This is a genomic window from Curtobacterium sp. MCSS17_016 (genome assembly GCF_003234255.2).
Classification (GTDB): Bacteria; Actinomycetota; Actinomycetes; order Actinomycetales; family Microbacteriaceae; genus Curtobacterium; species Curtobacterium flaccumfaciens.
On record NZ_CP126254.1, the window covers coordinates 1,795,843 to 1,817,730 of the forward strand.

A 21,888-nucleotide genomic window follows, 5' to 3' on the forward strand; every position below is an offset into this window, starting at 1 on the left:
TCCGACGACTAGCGGTCGGACGCCTCGACGACGCAGCTCTCGACCTGCTCGGCGGCCTTCGAGTCGTCGGCGAACGGCGTCGGCGCGTCCGAGGTGGTGGTCGTCTCGTCGGCGACGGCCTGCTTGGCGACGTCGTTCACGGCGTACAGCGGACCGTCGAAGTCGTCGGCCGTGGGGTCGGCGGTGGTCGCCCAGATGGTGACCTCGTCGTCGTTCGAGTCGTTGCTGTCCGCGGGGACGATCGCGGCACCGAGGTACCAGCCGCCGTCGCCCTTCTGGATGTTCGCGAACTCGGTGGTGTCGTGCGACCCGACCGCCTTGTCGATCATGTCGACGGCGGCGCTGGCGGCCACGTCGCACTGGGCCGACTGGGACTTCTCCTCGGAGCCGGGGACCTTGCCGACGGGGTTGATGTTCTGGGCTCCGCCGGGGTCGCAGGCGGTGAGCAGGAGGGCTACGGTGGCGGCGCCGAACAGCGCCGTGACGGTCTTCGCTCGCGTGGACATGGCCCTGAACGTAGGCCAGCCCCGGTGGGCGGCGATTCAGCCAGGAGCGTTCCCCGACGACGGACGGGAGGCCCGGCGCACGTCGTGCCCCGGGCCTCCCGTCCGTCACGTGGTCCCGTTGCCGGACCGGCGTTCCGTCACAGGATCGGGGTACCGCCGGTGACGGCGACCCGCGCACCGGAGACGTAGCTGCCGTCGTCACTGGCGAGCAGCACGTAGACGGGTGCGAGCTCGGCCGGCTGGCCGGGACGGCCGAGCGGCGACTGCTTGCCGAACTGCTCGACCTGCTCCGGCGGCATCGTCGACGGGATCAGCGGCGTCCAGATCGGACCGGGGGCGACGCTGTTCACGCGGATGCCGCGTTCCCCGAGCAGCTGCGCCAGCGCGGCCGACAGGTTCGCGACGCCGGCCTTCGTGACGTCGTAGGGCGCCAGGTTCGGCTTCGGGTTGTCGGAGTTCACCGAGCTCGAGCCGATGATCGACGACCCCGGGCCGAGGTGCGGCAGGGCCGCCTTGACGAGGTGGAAGTAGGCGCTGAGGTTCGTCGCGAGGGTGTGGTCCCACTCCTCGTCGCTGATCTCCTCGATCGTCTCGTGGGTCATCTGGTAGGCGGCGTTGTTCACGAGGACGTCGAGCCCGCCGAGTTCCGAGACCGCCTGGTCGATGACGGATCGGCAGTACGCGGGATCGCTCACGTCGCCCGGGAACAGCACGGCCTTCCGACCGGCCTCCTCGATCCAGCGCTTCGTGTCCTGCGCGTCGTCCTCCTCTTCCGGCAGGTAGCTGATCAGGACGTCAGCGCCCTCGCGCGCGAACGCGATCGCGACGGCCTTCCCGATGCCGCTGTCCCCGCCGGTGATGACGGCGCGCTTGCCGGTGAGCTTGCCGGAGCCGCGGTACGACTCCTCGCCGTGGTCGGCCTTCGGGGTGAGTTCCTGGTCGCTCCCCGGGGGCTGCTGCTGCTCGGTCATGTCTCTCCCTGTGGTCGGTTTCCCTGGACGTCCCCGATCGTCTGCGACCCCCACTGGGCACCGGTTCAGGCTCCGGGCGTACCCCGTCCGGAAAGCGAAGATGTGTGCGGCGCGCAACGGCGGCATACCGTGGCAGTGGATCAGGGAACCGTCACCGCGACGGATGCTCCTCTTCACCAGGGAGCAAGTGTGAAGTACGTGAACTACGCGGGCACGGTCCGTGTCCTGACGAGCGACACGATCGCCGACGCGGTGATCCGGTACGCCGCAGCACTGCACCAGAGCCGGCTGAGCGACGTCGTGTCGATCCCGACGGCCGACGACTTCGGGGTGGCGAGCACGATCGAGGTGCTCCTGGCCCCGGCGATCCCGGTCGCCCTCGAGCCCGCTCCGGACGACGACCTCGAACCCGAGGGCGAGGCGTTCCTGCTCGAACTCGGTCGGCGCACCGAGGCAGTGCTCGCCGTCGACACCAACGCGTCGCCGCCGGACTTCGGGCGCTGAGCCGGCGCCCCTACGCCACCGGCCCCTCGGTCAGGTCCGACCGGGTGTCCGCGTGGATCACCTCGTCGTGGTCGAACGTCAGCGCGGCGGCGCGCAGGCGAGCCACGAACACGGTGTCCTCAGCCTCGAGTTCGTCCTCCTCGGCGTCCTCGACGACGAGTTGGCTCGACGGACCGATGAGCACCTTGGTGGTCGTCATGGTGCCGTCGGCGGCCACGGCGGGGATCGCCACGGTGTCCGCACGGCTGCCCCCGGCCAGTGCGGCGGCGTACTCGATCACGGCATCGGCCACGTCGTCGCTCGTCAGGATCGTCGAGCGGTCGTACTGGATGTACTTCATGTTCGACCTCCTGGACCACAGCCAACAGCGCGTTGGCTGGCCGCCGTACAGGAACGCGGCGCGTCGCTCGTTGCGCGGACGCCGACTTGTCGTCAGGATCATCACGTGCCCGAGACGATGCACCGCTTGCTGCGGGAGACCCAGACCGCCGAGCCGTCGGTCGCGGCCGAGGCGATGGCTCGGACGCACATCACCCACGGACTGTCGGTCGAACCCACGGACGCCGAGTTCGTGTTCGAGGAGCGCGTGCGCGGGACGGCACTGCTGTCGCTCGAGTCGACCCGCTGCACCGGGGTCCTGAGCGGCACGATCGAGCCGGGCGACGCGATGATGATCTTCTGGATGAAGTCCGGGGTCGCCCAGGTCGACGAGAACATCGTGAAGATCGGCCGCCCGACGCTCTTCCGGCAGGGGCCCCAGCGCTTCCGCTGGATCGCGTGCAACAAGGACGTCCTGCGGATCGACCGCTCGATCGTCGAACAGGTCGCGGCCGAGCGCGGCGACTGGGCCCCGGGTCCCATCGAGTTCCGTCCGCGGCACGTCCCCGAGGGTGCGCCGCTCGCTGCCTGGTGGCTCATGGTGCGGTCCATCGCACAAGAGGTCCTGGCCGGACCGGACGCCGTCCCGATCGAACGCGAGCGGGAGCTCGCGCGCTTCGCCGCCGGCGGTCTGCTCACCGCGATCCCGCACTGGCCGGTCGGGCAGCACGAGCCGGTCATGGCCTCCACCGCCCGCTTCGCCCGCGCCGAGACCTTCCTGCTCGAGCACGCCACCGAGCAGATCACCGTCGACGACGTCGCCGAGGCCGCGGGCCTGAGCGTGCGCGGCGTGCAGGCGGCGTTCCAGCGGCACCACGGCATCACCCCGACCATGTACCTGCGTCGCATCCGGCTGCTGCTCGCCCGCGAACAGCTCGAGTCGGGCGACGGTCGGAGCATCGCCGAGATCGCCCGGGCCACCGGGTTCGCCCACCTCGGCCGGTTCGCGGGGAGCTACCGCGAGGAGTTCGGCGAGCTGCCCCGGCAGACCGCGTCCACCGCGCGGGACGGCGCCCGCGCCTAGCGAGCAGCCGCGCGGGCCCGCAAGAATCCCGCAACCGCCCGCCGTCCGGCCGATCGCCGACGATCGTCGCCCTACGTTTGCGCTGCACGGACACGCAGCCACGACGACTGGAGACCCCATGGCCGGCTCAGCAGCACCACCCGTCCCGACCACGGCCGTCCCGCCGACGACCGATCCGTCGACGTTCGGCCGCCGGCTCGTCGAGGACGCCTCCTACGCCCGTGAGCACTTCGTCTTCACGGCACTGCTCGGATCCCCGCTGCTGCCCCGGATCGTCCGGCGGCTGCTGCTCCGTGCCGCGGGGGCACGCGCCGAGTCCGGTGTGGGGACCGGGTTCTCGCTGACGGGCGACCCGAAGCACCTCACCATCGGCCGGGGCGTCTTCTGCAACCGCAACGTGACCGTCGAGGCCGTGGCCCCCGTGACGATCGGTGCGAACACCGCGATCGGGATGCAGGTGCTCATCATGACGAGCCACCACGAGATCGACGCCGAGGGCCGGTGGAGCGACGTCGCGACCGGCCGTCCGGTGGTCGTCGAGGAGCACGTCTGGATCGGCGGCCGCGCCACGATCCTGCCGGGCGCCCACATCGAGCACGACGTCGTGGTCGCCGCCGGCGCCGTGGTCGTCGGCCGCCTGGCGGCGCACGGCGTCTACGCCGGCGTCCCCGCGAAGCGGATCCGTGAGCTCGCCCCGTCCGCGCGACCGCCGGTGGTGGACCCCGCCGGGTGACGGCCTGGAGGCCCGTGGCGGCGCCGCCACGCGCCTCCCGTCCGGCGTTGGTGCTGCTTCGAACACGCCGGTGTGTTGCTGCGACGCCGTGCCGTCGTCGAGACGCCGCCGAATGTGGAGGCGTCTCGACGACCTGGCGGCGCCGAACGAAGACGACGGCGTCTCCTTCCGCGGGGACGCGGGACCTGCCACGATGATCACGACGCGGACGACGACGCCCGCGCAGGACGAGGGAGACCGTCATGACCGTTCGCCTCAACCCCTACCTCGGGTTCCGGAGCGGCGCCCGCGAAGCGCTCGAGTTCTACCACTCGGTCTTCGGCGGGACGCTCACCATCGGCACGTTCGGTGAAGCCGGCATGAGCCAGGACCCCGCCGACGCCGACAAGGTGATGCACGGGCAGCTCGACGGCGACCAGGGCCTGCTCCTGATGGCCTCGGACGCGCCGTCCGGCATGCCGACACCCGCGGAGAGCAGCATCTCGCTCTCGCTCAGCGGCGACGACCACGAACTGCTGACACGGTGGTGGAACGGCCTCGCCCAGGGCGCGACGATCATCGAACCACTCACCACAGCGCCTTGGGGCGACACCTTCGGCATGCTGACCGACCGCCACGGGGTGTCGTGGCTCGTCAACATCAGCGGCGCGACGAGCTGAGCGGCACCGAACCCACGCGTGCCGGTACCGGCCACCGCGGCACCCAGCACCGGACCTGCTCGGCGTAGCGGCGGAAGTCGTCGCCGAACCGTTCCGCCAGGTCGGATTCCTCCAGCGGGCGGACGATGCAGTTCCAGACCACGGAACCGGCGACCGCGTAGACGACGACCAGCCACGACGACAGCAGCAGGCCGACGGCGACGCCCTGGGTGATGCCGGCCAGTGCCATCGGGTTCCGCACCGACCGGTACGGCCCGGCGACCACCAGGCGGTTCGCGGTGGCCGATGGCAGCGGCGTGCCCTCGCCCTTCGTCGACATCGCCGCCGCCGAGGCGATGCCGAGCGCGCTGGCCAGCAGGAGCACGACCACACCGACGACGGTGAGGGCGGTGACGAAGGGTGCCGACAGCTGCGGGTGGAGGCCCCAGCGGTGCTCGGCGAACGCGATGAGCAGGGGGAACACCCCGAGGAACAGGCCCCAGAAGACGACGATCTGCAGCACGGTCGCGGTGACGTGCCGGGAGCGCGGGGCGCTGGCGTCGGCGGTCCGGATCCGCAGCGGACCACTCGTCACCCACTCCGTCGGGACCCGTCCGAGCAGCACCAGGGCGAGGGCGAGGGCCGAGCCGATCGTGGCGGCCAGCATGACGAGCACGCCCCAGCCGGCCTCGCCGGTCACGGTGGCCCACACGCTCAGGGCGACGAGCACCAGGGCGGTCCACACCGTCGTGCCCACCGCGGCGGCCCGGACGCCGACGGCGGCGAGCGCCGAGGCGACGACGAACAGCGGGACGTCGAACACGGCGACGAGCACCGGGTCGAGCGAGCCGAGCGTGGCCGTGCGGATCCAGGGCAGCGTCGCGACGGCGATCCACCAGGCCGCTCCACCGACGGCTTGCAGCGCGTAGTACCGCCGGCCCCAGGACATGGGTGCACGGTAGCAGTGCGCGGCGAGGGGCCGGGGGGTCGGCGGGCCGTGCGTGCCGTCGCTCCCGACGGTCGGTCAGTCGGTGTGGTTGATCTGTCCGAGCCAGCGACCGAAGGACGGGGTGCGCTCGTCGTGCAGGGTGGGCAGGACGGGCTTCGGCAGGCAGGCGCGCTCGTCGGTGACGGTTCCGGCGCCGGTGCTCTTGTGGAGGTCGAGGCTCATGGTGGGCTCCTTCGTGGTCGGTGGAGTGTTCGACACCGGGCGGGGCCGTTCCATTCCCACCCGGTGTCGTCCTGGTCCGGTGCAGCGCGTTCCGGTGCGTCGCGTTCCGGCGCGTCGCGTTCGGTTCAAGAGGTGCCGAGCTCGACCTTGATCCAGCCGGGTTCGCGTCGGTCGAACGCCTGGTAGGCAGCGATCGCGTCGGTGATCGGCTCGTGCTCGGTGATCAGGGCCGTCGGGTCGAACTGTCCGGCGGCCACCATGTCGATCAGCGGCGGGGTGACGGAGTGGTGGTCGCAGTTCCCCATCCGCACGGTGAGGTTCTTGAGCATCGCCTCGCCGATCGGGTAGTGCTCGGCCGTCGGTCCGTACACGCCGATGATCCCGATGCGGCCGTACTTCGCCACGCTCGCCACCGCCCAGCGAGCCACCTGCGAGGGGCCGTCCCCGGGCTTCCACTGCTGCTGCGCACCGAAGCCGTCGGGCGCGGCATCGGGTGCGACCGCCGCGACCTCGGCGTCGATCGCCGCCGCCTGGTCCTGGTCGACCGCCGCCGGGCCGCGCTTCGGGCGTTCGGCGTCCACGCCGACCGCGTCGATCACGCAGTCCGCGCCGATGCCGTCGGTCAGCGACATGATCGTCTCGACGGGGTCCTCGGCGTTGTAGTCGACGACCTCGCAGTGCTGGGCGAGCGCGGCGGCGAGCCGGGTCTCCTCGCCGTCGACGACGATGACGCGGGCCGCGCCCTGCTTGTACGCCGAGGCCGCCGCGAACTGTCCGACGATCCCGGCGCCGAACACCACCACGACGTCACCGCGCGTGACGCCCGCGAGCTCCGCGCCGAACCACCCCGTGGGGAAGATGTCGGACAGCAGGATCGCCTGCTCGTCGGAGACGGTGTCCGGGAGCGGGTGCATGGTGTTGCGGGCCCACGGGACGCGGACGTACTCGGCCTGCATGCCGTCGACCGGTCCGGTCGAGGCGGGGCCGCCGAAGAACGCGGTGCCCGCCTGCGGTCCGTTGCTGTTCGAGCGGTCGCACTGGGCGGTCTTGCCCATCCGGCAGTACCGGCAGGCACCGCAGGACACGGTGGAGTTGATGACGACGCGGTCGCCGGGGCTGAAGCCGCGCACCGCGTCCCCGACCTCGGTGACGACGCCGACGGCCTCGTGACCGAGGATCGTGCCCTCGACCATCGGTGCCATCGTGCCGCGGACGAAGTGCAGGTCGGTGCCGCAGATCGCACTGCGGGTGATCCGGACGATCGCGTCCTCCGGGTCCTGGATCGTCGGCTGCGGGACCTCGTCGAGCCGGATGTCGCCGATGCCGTGCCACACGACTGCGCGCATGTGATGCCTCTTCCTGTTCGGGTGCGGGGTTCGCTCGGTCAGGAAACGCGCGAGGGGCTGGGCGCGGTCGGAGGCGCATCCGCCCTGCGCAGTCGTCCAGCACCGCCGGGTTTGCTCGACGGCATGAGCGAGCACGACGACGAGCAGACCCGAGCCGACTTCGACGACGCGGTGAACATGACCGCCACCGAGTTGCGGAAGTGGCTCGACACCGACGAGTCGAAGTCCGTCGGGCAGAAGCCCTCGGGTGGCGGCGAGTCGACCGGGCACGAGAGCGGCCGACACATCATCCGCATCCTCGAGAAGCACAAGGCCGACCGCACCGACGACGACCTGGCGCACATGCGGAAGGTCGTCGGCTACGTCGCCCGGCACTCGGAGCAGCGTCCCGACGGCGACGTGCACGACACCCCCTGGCGGTACTCGCTCATGAACTGGGGCCACGACCCGGAGAAGCACTGACGGCATCGGGCAGAATGGGTGGTGTGAACGAGACGGGCATGCCGCGCTTCCGACGGATCTGGTCGACCGTGCAGGTCGGTGTCCTCGCGATCGCCGTCGCGTTCTGCGTCGTGATGCTCGTGATCGGGCAGGGCAAGCTCGACCGGGTCTACGCGGTCGCCGCGGTGTTCTTCGGTCTCGCCCTGGTCGGGCACAGCACCTACCTGTGGCTCGTCGCCCGGGCGAACCGCCGTCCCTGACGCTCGTCCGCTTCGGCGATCCCCGGCTAGGCGTTCTGGTGGACCCGCAGCCAGTCGATGGTCATCTGCTGCGGGAACCGTGTCGAGGCGTCCGGCGAACCCGGCCAGTTCCCGCCGACCGCGACGTTGAGGATCACGAAGAACGGCTTGTCGAACACCCACGTCGCCGAGCCGACGTCGGCCCGGGTGACCGTCCGGTACGCAACGCCGTCGACCGTCCAGGTGATCGAGCCAGGGCGCCAGTCGACCCCGTACACGTGGAAGTCGTCGGCGAACGCTGCTCCGGACGGGTTCGTGTACGCCGCCGAGATGCCCTGCGCGCCGGAGTACCCGGGCCCGTGCACCGTGCCGTGCACGATCCCCGGCTCGTACCCGACGTTCTCCATGACGTCGATCTCCCCGCACGCCGGCCAGCCGACCTGCCCGATGTCCGCGCCGAGCATCCAGAACGCCGGCCAGATGCCCTGGCCGCGGGGGATGCGGATCCGCGCCTCGATGCGACCGTACTGCGCGGTGTAGGTGCTCTCGGACTTCAGCCGGGCCGACGAGTACGAGCCGTCGGCCTCGCGGTGTGCGGTGATCACGAGGTTGCCGGCACCGTCGAGCGCCGCGTTCCGCCGCGAGTCCGTGTAGGTCTGCAGCTCCGCGTTGCCCCAGCCGCCGGCACCCAGGTCGTACCGCCAGATCCCGGGGTTCGGCGCGCTGCCGGCCGGGCCGTCGAACTCGTCGGCGGCGAGCAGCACGGGCGCAGCGGTCGGCGCCGCAGCTCCGGTCACGGCCTGTGCCGAGCCGTCCGGGATCGCCGTCGCGCCGAGGGCGGTCGTCGCGGCCCCGGCGAGTCCGAGCGTCATGAAGCGCCGTCGATCGATGTGCTGGTCCATGTCGTGCTCCCTGCAGCGCGATGGTGGTGTGGTCGTCGGATCATGCACCATCCGGCTGCACCTGAACAGGCCCGGATCCCGCTTCGTCCGCGGGACGCACCCGTCAGCCGAAGCGCATCGCCAGCGGCACGAGCAGGCCCGCGACCCAGACGAGCACCATCACGAGGGCGCCGACCGCGATGAGCCGTCGGCGACGCCGCAGCTTCGGGCTCCGCTCCTCGCCCCACATCTGTGCACGGACCAGCACCCGGTTCGCCTGCTCGACGACCTTCCGCACCTCGGGGTCGTCGACGTCGAGGACACCGGCGCGGGCGTGCTCGGCGATGACCGCGGCTTCGTCGACGGTCAGGTCGTCCTTGCGCATGCTCCATCTTCGCACCGCGTGCAGGGGTACGACCCGGCTGTGCGGGAACGGACCACGGCCGGGTACCAAGGACACATGGGACATCGGTACCGCGGGAAGATCGTCGTCATCACCGGAGCATCGAGCGGCATCGGGAGGGCCGCCGCACACGAGTTCGCCCGGCAGGGCGCCACACTCGTGCTCGCCGCACGCGGGCACGACTCGCTCGAGGCCGCAGCAGCCGAGTGCCGGAAGCTGGGCGCCGAGGCGATCGCGATCCCGACCGACGTCGCCGACGAGCACCAGGTCAAGGACCTCATCGGCACGGTGACGACGCGCTTCGGTCGCATCGACGTCTTCGTCGGCAACGCGGCCCTGTTCGTCTACGGCCTGTTCGAGCAGACGCCCACCGAGGCGTTCAAGCGCGTCGTCGACACGAACCTGTACGGGCACCTCAACGCCATCACGCACCTGCTGCCGCACTGGAAGCAGCGCGGGAAGGGCACCTACGTGCTCGTCGGCTCGATCCAGTCGCTGCTCTCGGCGCCGTACCAGTCGGCGTACGTGACGAGCAAGCACGCTGCGCTCGGCCTGGTCGACGTGCTCGGTGACGAGTTCGCGGGCACCGGCATCAAGTTCACCGCGCTGCTGCCGTCCACGATCGACACCCCGATCTACCAGAACGGTGCCAACTACACCGGCAAGACCTCGCACCCGCTGCCGCCCACCGTCTCGGTCGAGCGGGCCGGCCGTGCCGTCGTGCAGGCCGCCACGCACCCCAAGCGCTACCGCTTCGTCGGACGGATCCAGGCGTCGCTCGTGCCGCTGCAGTACGTGTTCCCGGGCCTGTTCCACAAGATCACGAAGCCGATGGTGGAGACGTTCGCGCTCCGTGGCGAGGGCACCCCGACCGACGGGAACCTCTACGCCCCCGCCGACGCCGCGAACGCGACGGACGGCGGCTGGGTCGCGAAGCGACGGCGCGTCACGCGCCCCCTCGTCTGGCTCGGCGTCGCGGCTGCGGGCGCGGCCGTCGTGCTCGGCCGCTCGCGTCGGTAGACGCATCCGCTGACGGCCTGGAGGCCCGGTGCCAGCTGGCACCGGGCCTCCCGTCCGTCCGCGCGTGCGTCCGAATCCGGGCGTACCTGCCCGAACCGGGCGTACCTGGCGGAAACGGGCGTACCTGCCGTGTTCTTCTTGGCAGGTACGCCCGATCTCGCCCGGTATCGCAGCTGTTCTGGGAAGGAACGGGCGGCTAGAAGAGCTTCGCGCTCGCGCGCCGGGCACCCTCGCCGAGGGACTCGAGCTTCGCCGCGGCGATCTGCGGGTGCACGCGGCCGCCGAGGCCGCAGTCGGTGCCGGCGATGACGCGCTCACGCCCGACCACCGAGGCGAACCGCTCGATGCGCTGCGCGACGAGATCGGGGTGCTCGACGACGTTCGTGGCGTGGCCGACGACGCCCGGGACGATGACCTTGCCCTCGGGCAGGGCGACGTCCTGCCAGACGGTCCACTCGTGCTCGTGGCGGGCGTTCGCGGCCTCGAACGAGTACGCGCCGGCGTCGATGTCGAGCATCAGGTCGACGATGTGGCGGAGCTCGATGTCGGTGGTGTGCGGGCCGTGCCAGGAACCCCAGCACAGGTGGAAGCGCACGCGGCTGGTGTCGAGGCCCCGCAGCGCGTGGTTGAGCGCCTCGACACGGATGCGGGTGAAGGCGCGGTAGTCCTCGATGCTCGGCCCGGGGTTGATCTGGTCCCAGTTCTCGGCGATCGAGGGGTCGTCGATCTGCAGCACGAGGCCGGCGTCGAGGATCGTCGTGTACTCCTCGCGCAGGGCGTCGGCCCACGCCCAGATGTGTTCTTCCTCCGTCGCGTAGTACTCGTTCGCGATGCGGGCGGCGGAGCCGGGGGAGAGCGCCGTGATGAAGCCGTTGTCCGCGCCGGCGGCCTCGACCGCGTGCTTGAGGTTCGCGGCGTCGGTGGCCGCGGCCTCGTGGCCGGTGTAGGTGATCGGGCCGGTGGTGGTCGGGAACGCGGTGGCGTTCTTGCCGGTGCCGATGCCCGACTCGGGGTCGGTGTAGGCGTCGTGGAAGATCGTCCAGTCGCGGCGGTCCGGGAAGCTCGTGAGCCGGATGTTCCCCGGCGTGGACCGGACCGGCTGCTGCGAGAAGATGTTCTCGTCGGTCAGGCTCAGGCCGCTGACACGCTGGAACGAGTAGCCCCACCAGGCGCCGTAGTCGACGCTGTTCGACATCGCCTTGCCGAACTCGCCGTCACCGGGCTGCGTGATGCCGAGCGCGCTCTGCCGTGCGACGACGTCGTCGACGGCCGCGCTCGTCAGGGCTCGGACCTCGTCGGTGGTCTCGAGCGTGAAGCCGTCGGCGGCCACGGGCCGTGCGGCGTTCGCGGCGATGAGCTCGGGGGTGCGGGGGAGCGATCCGGCCGTGGTGGCCTGGATGCGGTCGGTGTTCTCGAAGGGCATGCGCTGCCTTCCTCTCGATGGGTGCGGACTGTCGGGAGTCGGGGGCCGCGCGCGAGGCTTCGCGGTGCGCTGCAGTGCCACTCTGCCACGAGGGATCGGGCCCGTTACGTTCCGCGTCGCGCCGCCGGGCCACGAGTCGTACGGTCGACCCATGAGCACGACGACCCCGACGAGCGACACCACCACGACGAACCCGACGCCCCCGGCCGCACCGACCTTCGCGGAAGCGTGGACCACGTGGCACGACGACCACGAGCAGGCCCGGGCGAGCGAACACGGCTTCCTCGCGATCACGAGCATCCGCTGGCTCACCGCGACGCCGGAACGGTTCGAGGACGCCCCGGGCAGCTGGTCGACGGACGAGGACGGCCCGGTGGTCGCACTGGCCGACGACGAGACGATCGAGGTCGACGGACAGCCGGTCACCGGGACGCACCGGTTCGGCCCGCTGCCGGAGCGCTCGAGCACGAACGTGGTGTGGCGCGACGGCGACGAGACCGTGGCGATCGAGGTCGCCCGGCGCGGTGGCAGTGACCTGCTGCGCCCGCGGCACCCGTCGAACCCGACCCGCGTCGAGTACCAGGGCACCCCGGCGTACGCCCCCGCTGAGCGCTTCGTCGTGGACGCGCACTTCGAGCCGTTCGACACCCCGCGTGAGGTCACCGTCGGCAGCGTCGTCGACGGTCTGCTGCACGTGTACGAGGCCCCCGGCGTCCTGGCGTTCGACCTCGACGGGCCGCGGTCGCTCCTGGCGTTCAACGGGCACGCCGGCGGCCTGCACGTGCTGTTCACCGACCGCACGAGCGGGGTCACGACGTACGCGGCGAACCGGAGTCTCGACATCGCCGCACCGGATGCAGACGGTGCCACCCGCATCGACTTCAACCGGGCGACGAACCTGCCGTGCGCGTACACCCCGCACGCGACCTGCCCGCTGCCGCCCGCCGAGAACCGGCTCGACGTGGCGATCGAGGCGGGCGAGCAGCTGCCCGCAGCCTGACCGCGGAGCACGCACGCCCCGCCGAGCACGCACGGCCCGCGGGCGCGCACGGCCCCAGCCGCGCACCGGCGCAGCCGACCCGTCCACGAGAATGGGGGAGCCATGCCACGACCCACCTCCCGCATCCCGCTCAACACCCTCGCCGTCCCGTTCGGCCTCGCCGGCTTCGCCGAGACGTGGTCGTACGCCGCCCCCGTGCTGCACCTGCCCACCGTGGTGCCGCAGGTGTTCTGGGCGATCGCCGCCGTAGCGTGGGTGTGGCTGCTCGGTGCGCACGCCGTCCGGGGCGCACGCGTCAGCGAACGGCTCGTCGACCAGCTCCGCCACCCGGCGCAGGGGCCGATCGCCGCGCTCGTGCCCGCGACCGCGATGCTGCTCGGCGTCGACCTGGCGCGGTTCGCCCCCGTCGCCGGGCAGGTCGTCGTACTCGCCGCCGTGGCCACCGCGGCCGGGTTCGCCGCCTGGCTGCTGAGCACCTGGTTCGAGGGTCGACTCGCCCTGGAGTCCGTGCACGGCGGCTACCTGCTGCCGACCGTCGCCGCGGCCCTGGTCGCCTCGGTCGCCACGCACGAGGTCGGCGTCGGCTGGCTGTCCTGGCCGGCCCTCGGCGTCGGCGTGTTCTTCTGGGGCGTCATGACCGGCCTGCTGCTCATCCGGCTGGCGTTCCGACCGGCGCTGCCGGGGCCGCTCGTGCCGACGATGGCGATCCTGGTCGCGCCGCCGGCGGTCGCCACCCTGTCGGTGTTCGCCCTCACCGACAGCGCTGTGACCCTGCCCGTGCAGGCCATCGCGGGCCTCGGCGTCCTGATGGTCCTCGTGCAGCTGGCCCTGCTGCCGCGGTACGTCCGCCTGGCGTTCTCGCTCGGGTTCTGGTCGTTCGTGTTCCCGGCCGCCGCGGTCGCCACCGCCGCGGTGGAGTGGTTCCGGGCACTCGCGCTGCCGTCCGCCTGGATCCCCACCGCCGCGTTGCTGGCGCTGCTGAGCGTGCTCGTCGCGGTCGTCGGTGCCCGCTCGATCGGCCTCGCCGTGCACCACCTGCTCGGGCAGGCCGAGCGGACCCTGCACGACGCCGACGACGAGGACGCCGCCCCCGGCCCCGTGACGGGCGCGACGCGCGTGGTCTGACGGGCGGGGCGGTCGGGCCGCGCAGGCGGCGGACGGGAGGCCCGGGGCGGCCCCGCCCCGCGCCTCCCGTCAGGTCGCGGGGACGCGTCTCCAGCCGCTGGTCGCCCGCCAGGCGAGCGCGTCGAAGTGGAAGACGCTGCCCATGCCGGGCTGGTCGAGGGCGCGCGTGATCGGGACGCCGAGCAGGTGGGCCAGGAGCAGCGCGCCGACCGCACCGTGCGACACGATCGTGAGGTCGCCGGTGGCGCAGTGCCGCCGCACGGCCGCGACGATGCGCACCTGGGCGTCGATCGCCCGCTCCCAGCCGCGGACCGACTGCTCGGGTGCGGCGAAGAACGCGTCGACGACGCCCTCGAACTCGGACGGCGGCAGGTAGCCGGTCGCGCTCCGGTCGATCTCGCCCAGCAGAGGGTCGCGCTCGACCGGCAGTCCGACGGCGCTGGCGAGCAGGTCGGCGGTCTCGACGGCCTTGCGCTCGGTGCTCGAGACGATCCGCCGGGAGACCGGTGTCGATGCGAGCCGGTGTGCGGCGGCGGCCCGGACGCGACCCTCGGGCGACAGCCCCCACGACTCGATCGGGACCGCGGGGTCGACCACCACTTCCGCGTGGGTCAGGAACGACGAGGCCATCCGGCGATCCTCGCACGGTGCGAGGCGCGTCACACGGCGACACCGTCGGTCACGTTCCGCAACACCACTTCGCCGCCCGGCCGAACCGTCCTAGCGTCGCCCCATGACCGTGCCCGACCGCATCACCCTCGTCACCGCGCTGCAGGGCGCCGGCTGGCACCCCGCCGCCTGGCGCGCCGCAGGCCCGGCAGCGCAGCGCCTCACGAGCCTCCGGCACTGGCGCGACGTCGTCGTCGAGCAGGACCGGCTCGGCGTCGACGCCGTCACCCTCGAGGACTCCTTCACCGCCGGCCCCACCGACCCCGACGGCGACCTCGACACGTCGACCGTCGTCGGCCGCCTCGACGCCCTCCTCGTCGCGAGCGCGGTCGCCCCCGCGACCCGCGCGATCGGTCTGGTGCCGACCGTCTCGATCACGCACACCGAACCGTTCCACGTCGCCACGGGCCTCCAGACCCTCGACCACGTTTCGCTGGGGCGGGCCGGATGGCGGATCCAGGTGAGCCCGACGACCCGCGAGGCCGCCCTGTTCGGCCGCCGCCCCGGCGGCGACGACGCGGCCACGTTGTTCGACGAGGCCCGCGAGGCCGTCGAGGCCGTCTCCCGCCTCTGGGACAGCTGGGACGACGACGCGATCATCCGCGACGTCACGACCGGCCGCTTCATCGACCGCGACCGCATCCACGACGCGGCGTTCTCCGGTTCGTTCGTCTCGGTGCACGGCGCGTCGATCGTGCCGCGGTCGCCGCAGGGGCGGCCGCCGGTGTTCGCGCTCGCGCACCGCTCCGACGCGGCAGCGTTCGCGGTGGACGCCGCGGACGTCGTGCTGGTCACGCCCGGCTTCGACGGCCTGGGCCCACGCCAGCCGGTACCCGACCGTCGCGAAGCGGCGGGCGGGCCGAGCTGGTGGGGAGAGGCACGGGGTGCGCTGGCACTCGTCCGTGACGCCGAGCAGGCGGCCGGGTCCGACCTCCGTCGTCCCGTGCTCGCGGACCTCGCGGTGCTCATCGGGTCGTCGCCGGCGGCCGCCGCCGACGAGCTCGCCGCGCTCGACGCGGCAGCGGGCGCCCCGTACGCCGTCGGCTCCGGGTCGGACACGTCCGTCCTCGCGACGACGGTGCCGGACCTGGTGGCACGGATCGCGAACCTGCGGGCCCTCGGGTACGCCGGCGTCCGGCTCCGTCCGCTGCGCATCCCGATCGACTCGACCGCCATCGCGCGGCAGCTCGTCCCGGCGCTCGTCACCGCGGGGCTCCGCGCCGACGTGGCGTCCCGTCCCACCGCCGACCTGCGCACGCGGCTCGGCATCGCGCCGGCGGTCAGCCGGTACGCGCGTCCTGCCGTCACCGGTGTCGGTGTCAGTTCCGGTGTCGGTTCCGTCTCCTCGGGGGTCTCAGCATGAGCGTCAAGCGTCAGGTCCACCTCGCCGCCCACTTCCCGGGCGTCAACAACACCACCGTCTGGAGCGACGACCGCGCCGAGAGCCAGATCGCGTTCTCGTCGTTCGAGCACTTCGCCCGGAACGCCGAGCGGGGGTGCTTCGACTTCCTGTTCCTCGCCGAAGGGCTGCGGCTCCGCGAGCAGAAGGGACGCATCCACGACCTCGACGTCGTCGGACGCCCGAACACGCTCGCGATCCTGGCCGCGCTGGCCGGCGTCACCGATCACATCGGGCTCGTCGGCACGCTGCAGACGACCTTCAACGAGCCCGTGGAGCTCGCGAAGCAGCTCGCCACGCTCGACCACCTGACCGACGGCCGCGCCGGCTGGAACGTCGTGACGAGCTCGGACGCGTTCCACGGTGCGAACTTCCGCCGCGGCGGGTTCCTCGACCACGCCGACCGGTACACGCGGGCAGCGGAGTTCGTGGAGCTGTCGCGTGAGCTCTGGGACTCGTGGGAGTCGGACGCGATCGTGGCGAACGGGTCGGGCGCCGCCGGGACCCTGGCCGCCGGCGCCTTCGCCGACCGCTCCCGAATCCACGACGTCGACCACCACGGTCCGCAGTTCGACGTGACCGGCACGTTCCCGGTGCCGCGCAGCCCCCAGCGGCACCCCGTGATCGTGCAGGCCGGCGACTCCGACGAGGGCCGCGACCTCGCCGCCGGGCACGCCGAGGTGGTCTTCTCGCTGCACACCGAGTTCGACGACGCGCAGTCGTTCTACCGCGACGTGACCGAGCGACTCGAACGGGTCGGACGGTCGAAGGACGAGCTGCTGATCCTGCCCGGCGCGACCTTCGTGCTCGGCGACACGGCGGACGAGGCCGAGGAACGTTCCCGGGCGATCCGCCGCGCCCAGGTCAGCCCGGCGACGGCGATCGCGTTCCTCGAACAGGTGTGGAACCGCGATCTGTCGTCGTACGACGTCGACGGGCCGTTGCCCTCGATCGAGCCGGACCTGGAGGGCGCCGACATCACCCGTGGCCGCGTCCGTCACACCCGCGACGTCCCCGCGCTGGTGCAGTCGTGGCGTGACCTCGCCGCGGCCGAACACCTGTCGATCCGTGACCTGGTCATCCGCGCCTCGACCCGTGGCGGCTTCGTCGGCACGCCCGCCCACATCGCCGCCGAGATCGACCGGTACGTGCAGGAGCGCGCCACCGACGGGTTCGTCGTCGTGCCGCACACCAACCCGTACGGGCTCGACGAGTTCGTCGACCGGGTCGTCCCGCTGCTGCAGGAGCGCGGCGTGTACCGCCAGTCGTACGACGAGGGTGCGACGCTCCGCCAGACGCTCGACCTGCCCGGACGGGTCCTCGACCGGCAGCGGGTGCTCGCATGAGCCGGGTCCCGCTCTCCGTCCTCGACCTCGTCCCGGTGAGCAGCGGGTCGACCCCCGCCGAGGCCCTGGCGAACACGGTCGACCTGGCCGTCGCCGCGGAACGTGCCGGGTACGCCCGCTACTGGCTCGCCGAGCACCACCTCAACCCCGGCGTGGCCGGCAGCGCACCGACCGTCGTCATCGGTGCGGTCGCCGCTGCCACCAGTTCGATCCGCGTCGGCAGCGCCGCGACACTCGTCGGCAACACCCGCGGGCTGCAGATCGCCGAGACCTTCGGCACGCTCGCCGCGCTGTACGGGCCGCGCATCGACCTCGGGCTCGGCCGCTCAGGAGCACCAGCACCGGGCGCCCCGAAGCCGCCGTCGCTCGCCCCGCGGACCGACCGGGTCGTCGACGGCCTGCTCGTCCCCGCGCCGTTCGAGTTCCGCATCGCGCCGGGCAGCAGGTTCGCGCTGCAGGGTGAACTGCTCGGCCGAGTGCCCGGGGACGTCGACCGGTTCGAGGGCGAACTCGACCTGATCCGCGGGCTGTTCGCCGGCACGTGGTCGCGGGACGATGCTGTCGTCGAGGCGCCCCCGGCCTCCGGCGCACCCGTCGAGCTGTGGATCCACGGCTCCACCGGCGGCGAGAGTGCCCGGATCGCCGGCGCGCTCGGGCTGCCGTACGGCGCGAACTACCACACGTCCCCGGGCACGGTCCTGGCTTCGGTGCAGGCCTACCGCGACGCGTTCCGCCCGGGTGTGCTCGACGCGCCGCACGTCATCGTGTCGGCCGACGTGCTCGTGGCGCCGACCGCGGCCGAGGCGGACGAGCTCGGGCTCGGGTACGCCCAGTGGGTGCACTCGATCCGCTCCGGCGTCGGGGCGATCGAGTACCCCACCCCGGACCAGGCTCGGGAGCTGCGGCTCCCCGCTGAGGCCGAGGCGTCGGTGGCGGACCGGCTCGCGACGAGGTTCGTCGGCGACCCGGCACACGTCGCGGAACGGCTCGAGACGCTCCGGCGGGTCACGGGAGCGGACGAGTTGCTCGTCACGACGATCGCGCACGACCACGACGCCCGGGTGCGCTCCTACGAGCTGCTCGCCGCGGAGTGGGCGGCGCCTGTCGTCGAGGGGGAGTCCGCTCTGGCTGCGCGATAGCTCGCTGCGTGCGCATGTTCCGACGTCCCACCTGTCGTTCGACGGGTGGGACGTCGTTCGTTGCCCACGCATCGGGTGCGCCCCGCACGCACGACACCCCCGCGACCACGACGGCCACGGGGGTGTCACAGCGCACCTCAGCTGTTGTCGAGCGGCAGGCCCTCGGGGTCCACCTCGGACGTCTTCACGGCCTCGTTCGACAGGTTGTAGGCCGCGAGCCACTTCGCGTAGGTGCCGTCCTCGATCAGCTCGTTGATCGCCGCCGCGACGGGCTTCGCGATCCCGCTGCCCTGCTTCGTCGTCGCGGCGATGAGCCCCTGCAGTGACGAGCCGGCGCCGGAGTACGTGCCCGCCGTCTTCGTCGGCTTCGCGGTGCCCTTGCTCTGCGTGTTCTGGTAGGCGATCGTCGGGTTCGGGCCGAAGTAGGAGTCGATCTTGCCCGAGTCGAGCGCGAGCTTGATCGCGTTGCCGTCCGGGTAGTACTTGATCGTGAAGTCCTCGCCCTTCGCCCGGAGCTCCTTCTGCCACTCGAGCAGGATGTTCTCCTGGTTCGTGCCGGAACTCACGGACAGGGTCTTCCCCGCGAGCACGGACGGGTCGCCGTCGAAGCGCAGCGAGCTCGAGTCCAGCACCTGGAACGCGAGGTTGTCCTGCCGGTACGAGGCGAAGTCGTACTTCTCCTTGCGCTCCTCGGTCACCGTGACGTTCGAGAAGCCGGCGTCGTACTTGCCGCTGTCGATGCCGACGAACAGGTTGTCCCACGTGGCGTTCTGCACGTCCGCGCGCAGCCCGAGCTTCGCGGCGACGAGCCGTCCGAGGTCCGGTTCCGAACCGGTGATCGTCTTCTGGTCGTCGCCGGTGAAGGCGAGCGGCGGGAACCCGGCGGGCAGGGCCCCCACGCCGATCGTCAACTTGCCGGACTTCCGGACCGCGGCGGGGAGCGCGTCGTGCAGCTTCGTGTCCTCGGTGACCTCGACGGTCGTCTCCTTCGCCGCACCGTTCGAGGCGGCGCCGATGGTGACGGAGCCGTCGGGTGCGCCGCTCGTGTCGGCGGAAGCGCCCGCGGAGCACCCGGCGAGGGCGACGACGACGCCGGCTGCGAGGACGAGGAAGCCGGCGCGGTTGCGCCAGCGGGACGGGGTGGTCGTGGACATGGTTCTCCTTGGGGTGCGTGCGGGGATCGGGGGTCGGGGGTCAGCGGACGCGGGACAGGAAGTCGCGCGTGCGGGTGTGCTGCGGGTGGTCGAGCACCTGGGCCGGCGGCCCCTGCTCGACGACCCGCCCGTGGTCGAGGAACACGACGTGGTCGGCGACCTCGCGGGCGAAGGCGATCTCGTGCGTGACGATGACGAGCGTCGTGCCGGACTCGGCGAGGGACCGGATGACGCCGAGCACCTCGCCGACGAGCTCCGGGTCGAGCGCCGAGGTCGGCTCGTCGAGCAGGACGACCGACGGCTCGAGCGCCAGGGCCCGGGCGATCGCGACCCGCTGCTGCTGCCCGCCGGACAACTGCCGGGGGCGGGCCGCGCCGCGGTCGCCGAGTCCGACCCGATCGAGCAGGGTCCGTGCCCGGGCTCGGGCCGTGGCGACGGGGACCCCGGCGGCGATCGGCCCCTCGGCGACGTTCTCGAGCGCGGTGAGGTGCGGGAAAAGGTTGAAATGCTGGAACACGAACCCGATCCGGGCACGCTGCCGCAGGATGTGCCGCTCGGGCAGCTCCTTCCAGCGGGGGACCCCGTCGCGGCCGGTGCGCAGGCGGACCCCGATGGGCTCGTCGCCGACGGTGACAACCCCGCGGTCGAGCGGTTCGAGGTGGTTGATCGCCCGGAGCAGCGTGGACTTGCCGGAACCGGAGGGGCCGAGGACGACGGTCACGCTGCCGGACGGCAGCGACAGGTCGATGCCGTCGATGACGACGCTGTCCCCGAACGCCTTGACGGCTCCGTGGATCGCGATGGCGGCGCTCATCAGATGCTCCTGTCGTCGACGGTGGAAGCGGACCCGGACGCGACCGCGCGCTCGGCGGCGGCTGCCTGTGAGCGGCGACCCGCGCCTCCAGGCCGTCCCGGACCACGTCCGGTCCCGCCGCCCCGCAGCGCGCTCCGCACCCGCTGCCACGGTGTCGGCGGCAGCGCACGGACCGACCCGCGGGCCGTCCACCGCTCGACGTAGTACTGCACGATCGAGACCGCGCTGGTGAGTACGAGGTACCAGATGGTGGCGACGACGAGCAGCGGGATGATGTCGCCCGGGTACGTGCTCGACAGGTTCTGCACCACGCCGAACAGGTCGAGCAGCGACACGTAGAACAGCAGCGACGAGGCCTTCAGCAGGCCGACGACCTGGTTCACGAACGCCGGGACGATCGACCGCAGCGCCTGCGGCATGATCACCCGCAGGAACTGCCGGCGACGGGGGAGCCCGAGCGCCTGCGCGGCCTCGTGCTGGCCGTGGTCGACGGCGAGCACCCCGGCGCGGACGATCTCGGACGCGTAGGCGATCTCACTGAGGCTCAGCCCGATGACCCCGATCGCCAGGTCGCCGAGCAGGTTCGCGGTCGGCACCTCGAACTGCGGCCCGAAGGGGATCCCGATGCCGATGGTCGGGTACAGCGACCCGAGGTTGTACAGGAAGACGAGCACCAGGATGAGCGGCACCGACCGGAACAGCCACACGTACCCCCACGCCAGCCCGGACAGCACCGGGTTGTGCGACAGCCGGGCGATGGCCACCAGGATCCCGCCGGCGAAGCTGATCACGGCGCTCAGCGCGGTGGCGGTGAGCGTCAGCTGCAGGCCGGTCAGGACCGCCGGACTGAACAGCCACTTGCCGACGGCCGGCCAGCCCCACTGCTCGTTCGTGAACAGCGTCTCGCCGAAGTTCAGCAGCACGACGAGCACGAGGGCCGCGGCGATCCACCGCAGCGGGTGCCGCAACGGCACGACGGAACGGTCGAGTGCGGCGTGTCCGGCAGCGTCGATGGTCGCGGTCTCCGGCCTGGAGGCGCGGCTCGCCCCGGTCGTCCGGCCCGCGTCGTCGACGCTGGTCGCCTCCCACTGCGGGGCCCTGGTGGTGTCGGTCATGTCGCGACCGTAGGAGGGCCGGACGCCGCCGACAACGCCTCGCGCAACACCCCGCCACGCGGCGCAACACCCGGCCATCCGGCGCAACGCGGCGTCACAGAACGGTGTCCTGCGTGACGTTCCGTGACGGCCGACGGAGCGCTACCGTTGCGCCATGACAGCGCATCGTGTGACCGCCCCGGTGCCCCCGGCGGACGGCACCAAGGTGAAGGGTCCGGCGTCGTACTTCCCGAGCATCGAGACGACGTACGGGCGCCCGGTGCAGGAGTGGCTCGACCTGGTCGCCGACCGGCTCGACGACCACCAGCACATGGAGGTCGTCGGGTGGCTCAAGGCCGAGCACGGCCTCGGGCACGGGCACGCGAACGCCCTGGTCGCCTACGTGAAGCACGCGCTGGCCTCCTGAGCGGTTTTGCGTGGTGTGGTGCCGCGGCGGTGTCGGTCGCGGT

26 protein-coding genes are annotated in these 21,888 nt (G+C 72.2%); 13 read left to right on the top strand and 13 right to left on the bottom strand.

The features are described from left to right. Positions 1-8: 8 nt before the first annotated feature. Both DEJ19_RS08520 and DEJ19_RS08525 read right to left on the bottom strand, forming a co-directional pair. Positions 9-506, bottom strand: a complete 498-nt coding sequence (locus DEJ19_RS08520) for a hypothetical protein (RefSeq protein ID WP_110863897.1) — start codon at positions 504-506, stop codon at positions 9-11. 137 nt (positions 507-643) lie between these two features. After that, positions 644-1,477 carry an SDR family oxidoreductase gene (locus DEJ19_RS08525; protein WP_071405286.1) on the bottom strand — a complete coding sequence of 278 codons (834 nt, stop codon included), beginning with the start codon at positions 1,475-1,477 and terminating at the stop codon, positions 644-646. Between the two features lie 135 nt (positions 1,478-1,612). Between DEJ19_RS08525 and DEJ19_RS08530 the strand changes: the two genes are divergently transcribed. Further along, positions 1,613-1,981 carry a hypothetical protein gene (locus tag DEJ19_RS08530; RefSeq protein ID WP_146250681.1) on the top strand — a complete coding sequence of 123 codons (369 nt, stop codon included), beginning with the start codon at positions 1,613-1,615 and terminating at the stop codon, positions 1,979-1,981. A 10-nt stretch (positions 1,982-1,991) separates the two neighbouring features. Here DEJ19_RS08530 and DEJ19_RS08535 read toward each other — a convergent pair whose 3' ends face one another. Beyond that, entirely contained in the window at positions 1,992-2,321 is a 330-nt protein-coding gene (locus tag DEJ19_RS08535) for a hypothetical protein (protein ID WP_110863895.1), read from the bottom strand. Positions 2,322-2,426: 105 nt separating this feature from the next. Here DEJ19_RS08535 and DEJ19_RS08540 point away from each other — a divergent pair, with 105 nt between their 5' ends. The 3 genes from DEJ19_RS08540 to DEJ19_RS08550 all read left to right on the top strand — a co-directional run bounded on the left by DEJ19_RS08540 (position 2,427) and on the right by DEJ19_RS08550 (position 4,775). Beyond that, positions 2,427-3,383 (top strand): AraC family transcriptional regulator, encoded by a 957-nt coding sequence (locus tag DEJ19_RS08540; protein ID WP_111233476.1) that lies wholly within the window; start codon positions 2,427-2,429, stop codon positions 3,381-3,383. Between the two features lie 118 nt (positions 3,384-3,501). After that, entirely contained in the window at positions 3,502-4,116 is a 615-nt protein-coding gene (locus DEJ19_RS08545) for a DapH/DapD/GlmU-related protein (protein WP_111054623.1), read from the top strand. A gap of 242 nt (positions 4,117-4,358) precedes the next feature. Then, a complete protein-coding gene (locus DEJ19_RS08550; RefSeq protein ID WP_110863892.1) occupies positions 4,359-4,775 on the top strand; it encodes a VOC family protein in 417 nt (138 codons plus the stop codon). Here DEJ19_RS08550 and DEJ19_RS08555 read toward each other — a convergent pair. The 3 genes from DEJ19_RS08555 to DEJ19_RS08565 all read right to left on the bottom strand — a co-directional run bounded on the left by DEJ19_RS08555 (position 4,756) and on the right by DEJ19_RS08565 (position 7,271). Then, on the bottom strand, positions 4,756-5,703 hold the full coding sequence (locus tag DEJ19_RS08555; protein WP_111233477.1) for a methyltransferase family protein: 948 nt from the start codon (positions 5,701-5,703) through the stop codon (positions 4,756-4,758). The two genes, DEJ19_RS08550 and DEJ19_RS08555, sit on opposite strands and share 20 nt — an antisense overlap. 75 nt (positions 5,704-5,778) lie before the next feature. After that, on the bottom strand, positions 5,779-5,925 hold the full coding sequence (locus DEJ19_RS08560) for a hypothetical protein (protein WP_164941096.1): 147 nt from the start codon (positions 5,923-5,925) through the stop codon (positions 5,779-5,781). Positions 5,926-6,050: 125 nt separating this feature from the next. Continuing rightward, on the bottom strand, positions 6,051-7,271 hold the full coding sequence (locus DEJ19_RS08565) for an alcohol dehydrogenase catalytic domain-containing protein (RefSeq protein ID WP_111233478.1): 1,221 nt from the start codon (positions 7,269-7,271) through the stop codon (positions 6,051-6,053). Between the two features lie 123 nt (positions 7,272-7,394). On the opposite strand from DEJ19_RS08565, the gene DEJ19_RS08570 reads away from it, so the two are divergent. Together DEJ19_RS08570 and DEJ19_RS08575 are read left to right on the top strand one after the other, a co-directional pair. Continuing rightward, a complete protein-coding gene (locus DEJ19_RS08570) occupies positions 7,395-7,733 on the top strand; it encodes a DUF3140 domain-containing protein (RefSeq protein ID WP_071244508.1) in 339 nt (112 codons plus the stop codon). A gap of 38 nt (positions 7,734-7,771) precedes the next feature. Next, positions 7,772-7,972, top strand: a complete 201-nt coding sequence (locus tag DEJ19_RS08575; RefSeq protein WP_111110269.1) for a hypothetical protein — start codon at positions 7,772-7,774, stop codon at positions 7,970-7,972. 26 nt (positions 7,973-7,998) lie between these two features. On the opposite strand, the gene DEJ19_RS08580 is transcribed toward DEJ19_RS08575, so the two are convergent. Continuing rightward, positions 7,999-8,853 carry a glycoside hydrolase family 16 protein gene (locus tag DEJ19_RS08580; protein ID WP_110863937.1) on the bottom strand — a complete coding sequence of 285 codons (855 nt, stop codon included), beginning with the start codon at positions 8,851-8,853 and terminating at the stop codon, positions 7,999-8,001. A gap of 103 nt (positions 8,854-8,956) precedes the next feature. Continuing rightward, complete coding sequence (locus tag DEJ19_RS08585; RefSeq protein ID WP_071405277.1) at positions 8,957-9,217, bottom strand: hypothetical protein; 261 nt, start codon at positions 9,215-9,217, stop codon at positions 8,957-8,959. Between the two features lie 75 nt (positions 9,218-9,292). On the opposite strand from DEJ19_RS08585, the gene DEJ19_RS08590 reads away from it, so the two are divergent. After that, positions 9,293-10,255 carry an SDR family NAD(P)-dependent oxidoreductase gene (locus DEJ19_RS08590; protein WP_181441558.1) on the top strand — a complete coding sequence of 321 codons (963 nt, stop codon included), beginning with the start codon at positions 9,293-9,295 and terminating at the stop codon, positions 10,253-10,255. Between the two features lie 196 nt (positions 10,256-10,451). Here DEJ19_RS08590 and DEJ19_RS08595 read toward each other — a convergent pair whose 3' ends face one another. Beyond that, a complete protein-coding gene (locus tag DEJ19_RS08595) occupies positions 10,452-11,678 on the bottom strand; it encodes a cobalamin-independent methionine synthase II family protein (protein ID WP_111233480.1) in 1,227 nt (408 codons plus the stop codon). A 151-nt stretch (positions 11,679-11,829) separates the two neighbouring features. On the opposite strand from DEJ19_RS08595, the gene DEJ19_RS08600 reads away from it, so the two are divergent. Together DEJ19_RS08600 and DEJ19_RS08605 are read left to right on the top strand one after the other, a co-directional pair. Further along, positions 11,830-12,678 carry a DUF1684 domain-containing protein gene (locus DEJ19_RS08600; RefSeq protein ID WP_111233481.1) on the top strand — a complete coding sequence of 283 codons (849 nt, stop codon included), beginning with the start codon at positions 11,830-11,832 and terminating at the stop codon, positions 12,676-12,678. 102 nt (positions 12,679-12,780) lie between these two features. Then, a complete protein-coding gene (locus DEJ19_RS08605; protein ID WP_111233482.1) occupies positions 12,781-13,803 on the top strand; it encodes an SLAC1 family transporter in 1,023 nt (340 codons plus the stop codon). Between the two features lie 69 nt (positions 13,804-13,872). Here the strand turns inward: DEJ19_RS08605 and DEJ19_RS08610 are convergent, their stop codons facing one another. Beyond that, positions 13,873-14,433 (bottom strand): histidine phosphatase family protein, encoded by a 561-nt coding sequence (locus DEJ19_RS08610; RefSeq protein ID WP_111233483.1) that lies wholly within the window; start codon positions 14,431-14,433, stop codon positions 13,873-13,875. A 103-nt stretch (positions 14,434-14,536) separates the two neighbouring features. Here DEJ19_RS08610 and DEJ19_RS08615 point away from each other — a divergent pair, with 103 nt between their 5' ends. Genes DEJ19_RS08615 through DEJ19_RS08625 form a run of 3 tightly spaced genes read left to right on the top strand, consistent with a single transcriptional unit; the run spans position 14,537 to position 18,356 of the window. Next, complete coding sequence (locus tag DEJ19_RS08615; RefSeq protein ID WP_111233484.1) at positions 14,537-15,835, top strand: LLM class flavin-dependent oxidoreductase; 1,299 nt, start codon at positions 14,537-14,539, stop codon at positions 15,833-15,835. Beyond that, positions 15,832-17,217 carry an NtaA/DmoA family FMN-dependent monooxygenase gene (locus DEJ19_RS08620; protein ID WP_110863882.1) on the top strand — a complete coding sequence of 462 codons (1,386 nt, stop codon included), beginning with the start codon at positions 15,832-15,834 and terminating at the stop codon, positions 17,215-17,217. The genes DEJ19_RS08615 and DEJ19_RS08620 overlap by 4 nt, the downstream gene beginning before the upstream one ends. Next, positions 17,214-18,356: an LLM class flavin-dependent oxidoreductase gene (locus tag DEJ19_RS08625; RefSeq protein WP_111100607.1), complete on the top strand. Its 1,143-nt coding sequence runs from the start codon at positions 17,214-17,216 to the stop codon at positions 18,354-18,356. The genes DEJ19_RS08620 and DEJ19_RS08625 overlap by 4 nt, the downstream gene beginning before the upstream one ends. 137 nt (positions 18,357-18,493) lie before the next feature. Here DEJ19_RS08625 and DEJ19_RS08630 read toward each other — a convergent pair whose 3' ends face one another. Genes DEJ19_RS08630 through DEJ19_RS08640 form a run of 3 tightly spaced genes read right to left on the bottom strand, consistent with a single transcriptional unit; the run spans position 18,494 to position 21,439 of the window. Continuing rightward, complete coding sequence (locus DEJ19_RS08630) at positions 18,494-19,510, bottom strand: transporter substrate-binding domain-containing protein (RefSeq protein ID WP_111233485.1); 1,017 nt, start codon at positions 19,508-19,510, stop codon at positions 18,494-18,496. A 40-nt stretch (positions 19,511-19,550) separates the two neighbouring features. Beyond that, entirely contained in the window at positions 19,551-20,324 is a 774-nt protein-coding gene (locus DEJ19_RS08635) for an amino acid ABC transporter ATP-binding protein (protein WP_111100609.1), read from the bottom strand. Next, entirely contained in the window at positions 20,324-21,439 is a 1,116-nt protein-coding gene (locus DEJ19_RS08640; RefSeq protein WP_111232816.1) for an amino acid ABC transporter permease, read from the bottom strand. The genes DEJ19_RS08635 and DEJ19_RS08640 overlap by 1 nt, the downstream gene beginning before the upstream one ends. A 154-nt stretch (positions 21,440-21,593) precedes the next feature. Between DEJ19_RS08640 and DEJ19_RS08645 the strand changes: the two genes are divergently transcribed. Then, a complete protein-coding gene (locus DEJ19_RS08645; RefSeq protein WP_111054606.1) occupies positions 21,594-21,845 on the top strand; it encodes a DUF4287 domain-containing protein in 252 nt (83 codons plus the stop codon). Positions 21,846-21,888 lie beyond the last annotated feature (43 nt).

Coding starts and splice junctions, on each gene's coding strand:
- DEJ19_RS08520 (WP_110863897.1), bottom strand. CDS start 506: ATGTCCACGCGAGCGAAGACCGTCACGGCGCTGTTCGGCGCCGCCACC.
- DEJ19_RS08525 (WP_071405286.1), bottom strand. CDS start 1,477: ATGACCGAGCAGCAGCAGCCCCCGGGGAGCGACCAGGAACTCACCCCG.
- DEJ19_RS08535 (WP_110863895.1), bottom strand. CDS start 2,321: ATGAAGTACATCCAGTACGACCGCTCGACGATCCTGACGAGCGACGAC.
- DEJ19_RS08545 (WP_111054623.1), top strand. CDS start 3,502: ATGGCCGGCTCAGCAGCACCACCCGTCCCGACCACGGCCGTCCCGCCG.
- DEJ19_RS08550 (WP_110863892.1), top strand. CDS start 4,359: ATGACCGTTCGCCTCAACCCCTACCTCGGGTTCCGGAGCGGCGCCCGC.
- DEJ19_RS08555 (WP_111233477.1), bottom strand. CDS start 5,703: ATGTCCTGGGGCCGGCGGTACTACGCGCTGCAAGCCGTCGGTGGAGCG.
- DEJ19_RS08560 (WP_164941096.1), bottom strand. CDS start 5,925: ATGAGCCTCGACCTCCACAAGAGCACCGGCGCCGGAACCGTCACCGAC.
- DEJ19_RS08565 (WP_111233478.1), bottom strand. CDS start 7,271: ATGCGCGCAGTCGTGTGGCACGGCATCGGCGACATCCGGCTCGACGAG.
- DEJ19_RS08570 (WP_071244508.1), top strand. CDS start 7,395: ATGAGCGAGCACGACGACGAGCAGACCCGAGCCGACTTCGACGACGCG.
- DEJ19_RS08575 (WP_111110269.1), top strand. CDS start 7,772: ATGCCGCGCTTCCGACGGATCTGGTCGACCGTGCAGGTCGGTGTCCTC.
- DEJ19_RS08580 (WP_110863937.1), bottom strand. CDS start 8,853: ATGGACCAGCACATCGATCGACGGCGCTTCATGACGCTCGGACTCGCC.
- DEJ19_RS08585 (WP_071405277.1), bottom strand. CDS start 9,217: ATGCGCAAGGACGACCTGACCGTCGACGAAGCCGCGGTCATCGCCGAG.
- DEJ19_RS08590 (WP_181441558.1), top strand. CDS start 9,293: ATGGGACATCGGTACCGCGGGAAGATCGTCGTCATCACCGGAGCATCG.
- DEJ19_RS08595 (WP_111233480.1), bottom strand. CDS start 11,678: ATGCCCTTCGAGAACACCGACCGCATCCAGGCCACCACGGCCGGATCG.
- DEJ19_RS08600 (WP_111233481.1), top strand. CDS start 11,830: ATGAGCACGACGACCCCGACGAGCGACACCACCACGACGAACCCGACG.
- DEJ19_RS08605 (WP_111233482.1), top strand. CDS start 12,781: ATGCCACGACCCACCTCCCGCATCCCGCTCAACACCCTCGCCGTCCCG.
- DEJ19_RS08610 (WP_111233483.1), bottom strand. CDS start 14,433: ATGGCCTCGTCGTTCCTGACCCACGCGGAAGTGGTGGTCGACCCCGCG.
- DEJ19_RS08615 (WP_111233484.1), top strand. CDS start 14,537: ATGACCGTGCCCGACCGCATCACCCTCGTCACCGCGCTGCAGGGCGCC.
- DEJ19_RS08620 (WP_110863882.1), top strand. CDS start 15,832: ATGAGCGTCAAGCGTCAGGTCCACCTCGCCGCCCACTTCCCGGGCGTC.
- DEJ19_RS08625 (WP_111100607.1), top strand. CDS start 17,214: ATGAGCCGGGTCCCGCTCTCCGTCCTCGACCTCGTCCCGGTGAGCAGC.
- DEJ19_RS08630 (WP_111233485.1), bottom strand. CDS start 19,510: ATGTCCACGACCACCCCGTCCCGCTGGCGCAACCGCGCCGGCTTCCTC.
- DEJ19_RS08635 (WP_111100609.1), bottom strand. CDS start 20,324: ATGAGCGCCGCCATCGCGATCCACGGAGCCGTCAAGGCGTTCGGGGAC.
- DEJ19_RS08640 (WP_111232816.1), bottom strand. CDS start 21,439: ATGACCGACACCACCAGGGCCCCGCAGTGGGAGGCGACCAGCGTCGAC.
- DEJ19_RS08645 (WP_111054606.1), top strand. CDS start 21,594: ATGACAGCGCATCGTGTGACCGCCCCGGTGCCCCCGGCGGACGGCACC.